The sequence below is a fragment of the Rahnella sp. ChDrAdgB13 genome (genome assembly GCF_017655185.1).
Classification (GTDB): domain Bacteria; phylum Pseudomonadota; class Gammaproteobacteria; order Enterobacterales; family Enterobacteriaceae; genus Rahnella; species Rahnella contaminans.
Window position 1 is genome coordinate 1 of the sequence record NZ_JAEMGT010000042.1, and the last position, 2,230, is coordinate 2,230.

General features: G+C 55.3%; 2 protein-coding genes. Both read right to left on the reverse strand.

Features of this window, described 5'->3' with window-relative positions; translation table 11 throughout:
• Positions 1–57: 57 nt before the first annotated feature.
• Complete coding sequence (locus J8X26_RS13525) at positions 58–957, reverse strand: hypothetical protein (RefSeq protein WP_244370559.1); 900 nt, start codon at positions 955–957, stop codon at positions 58–60.
• Positions 954–2,120 carry a hypothetical protein gene (locus tag J8X26_RS13530; protein ID WP_208951112.1) on the reverse strand — a complete coding sequence of 389 codons (1,167 nt, stop codon included), beginning with the start codon at positions 2,118–2,120 and terminating at the stop codon, positions 954–956. The genes J8X26_RS13525 and J8X26_RS13530 overlap by 4 nt, the downstream gene beginning before the upstream one ends.
• Between the last annotated feature and the right edge of the window lie 110 nt (positions 2,121–2,230).

Genomic DNA, 2,230 nt, shown 5'->3' on the forward strand with positions numbered 1-2,230 from the left:
GGGCGAGGGCCAAGCTCTCTCCGCTTCATGCGATGGTAGCTAACCACCACATGCTTATTACATACAAGGGCGGGTGGGTTCAGGCAGCGGCGTCGGGGTAAACGTGATAATGCTTTCTGCGGGCAACGTGCCCAGCAGCACGGCGATATCCTGTTGCTGTGTCAGCAAATACTGTTGCGGCACACTGTTGCTGTAGCTGACGTCGTAGCTGATTTTGGTCGGGATCTCATCCACTGAATGGATATTTCGCAGCGTATTACTGACCAGCAGCGACGCCGTTTCTACCAGAGAATTCCTGACCCGTTCGCGGGTCTGTTCTGAAGGTGCATTATCAAACTGTTCGTCCAGGGTAATCACACCGGCATCGATCTGCTGGTTGAGCAGGAGGGCGATGGTCTGCGGCTGACGGGCATCTTCACTGAACGCCAGCGTCAGAAATGCAACCCAGTCCGTTTCCATCCGTGCCGCCGCGCGGCTGCTGACGCTGAACTGGCTGCGGATCCGCAGGTAAACCTTGTTTTTATCGCCTCTGATAGCGTCGTCCAGAACTCCGCTTTCGCTATGCGTCAGCGCCATACGGGATTGCTCAAACTCAACGTCATAACTGTCCGCTTCCGGCTGATGGACAAAACGCAGGAACAGGGACTGACGGACATCGCCCTGGATCAGACTGATCTCGCCCGGCGACGGGATGAAATGTTCCCGGATATACGCTTTTAACGCCGGGGTATCTGCGGGCTGTGCAGGAGCGACGAAGGTCGCCATTCCCCCGCCGGGGCTGGTCAGTAAATGCAACGCGCTGATCTGACCTCCGGGAGTATCCAGCACGACCTGAGGGGCAAAGCTGCCATAGGTGTAGGCCTCCGGTGGCAGCGTCTGATCATGGAAAGCAAAGTCCCGGCCAAGCAGAAAGAAGTTTTGTAGCGTCTGCTCAGGGTTTAAATATTCAGTGTTCATCTTTCACCTTTAAAATCAATTGTTTGATTACCGGTTACATAGGCTGACCACGGGCCACCAGCAGATCTGTAGCGAAAACCGCTGGCATAAATAGAGGTGACCGTCCATTTGTAGTCGAATGTGTTATGCAGATGAGTGAAGTTATATTTTGCGGCAGGCATCAGGCTTTGCGGCTCAAACTCGAATTCTGCCGCAGTGACGCCGTCCGGAAGATTCACCGTGATGCGCGCCAGTTGCGCCCCAAACTGCGGAAAACTGTATGCGCCCAGTGTGGTGGACAGAGTGACTGGCCCGGGCAGCGGAACCACGCCTTCCCCGGATATCTGACGGGCTTCCACGTCGGCATACGTATTGCCGCAGAGGATCGGGTAACTGAAATCGGGCGCGTCAGAGGTTAATTTAAGGTTCTGATCCACGCCGCCAGAATGATAAGTCCCGCTGATTATGCTCTGGCGGGCAAAACCTTCATCCAGGCTGAGGGTCAGGAACTTACAGGGTAACGACGTGGGATCCAGCACCAGAAAGCGGTCCGCGCACTGCAACGGATCACCGGAGATTGTTTGCCAGCTTCCCCCGTGAAAATAATTCACGCGGACCTGATAGAAGAAGGGGCTTACGCCAAGTGAGCTGTTAAAAAACGTGAAGGTGACGCGACTTTTATCCGGCGTCAGAGCCTGCGTTTGTGTTTGTTTTTGCGGATAAATATTACCGGCCGGCAGCGTCAGCTGAATATCGATAGAAACGCCCGCGCCCAGCCCTGGCGGTGGCGTGCAAAAAACGTCGATCGCCCGTTTGTCTTCTGGCATAGGGGGCGGAGTGACCCGGTGAATTATCGTGTCGGGCGACTTTTTGGCAATTTGCTGCGCAGCGCTGAAGGGATCGAGTAAAAAGCTCAAAGGGCGCAGGCTCAGCACGACGGTATCAAGTATGAAAATTACCCGGCCGCTTTGTGGTTGCGACGCCAGGCAGATCATGGCGACATTGCTGTTCGCCGGGCCCGCACAGGGTGAACCCGCCAGGTTACAGAGCCGGTCAAGGAAGGCCTGACAGAACATTCGAATCGCGGCGAGATCGTTCACCGGCAGCGCCGGGGCGATCGTCAGAGGCAGTTGACGGATATTTTGGTACAGATATTGCGTTAACAGCTCATAGCCAAACGCCACCCGGGTGCCGTCAGCGGTAACGGTTCCCGGAACGTTATCGGGGCTTTGTTGAATAAATCGGATTTAGATAAAAGCTCCCCTCGTCGCCGACTTCCTCAGGTAATCCGTAC

Coding starts and splice junctions, on each gene's coding strand:
- J8X26_RS13525 (WP_244370559.1), bottom strand. CDS start 957: ATGAACACTGAATATTTAAACCCTGAGCAGACGCTACAAAACTTCTTT.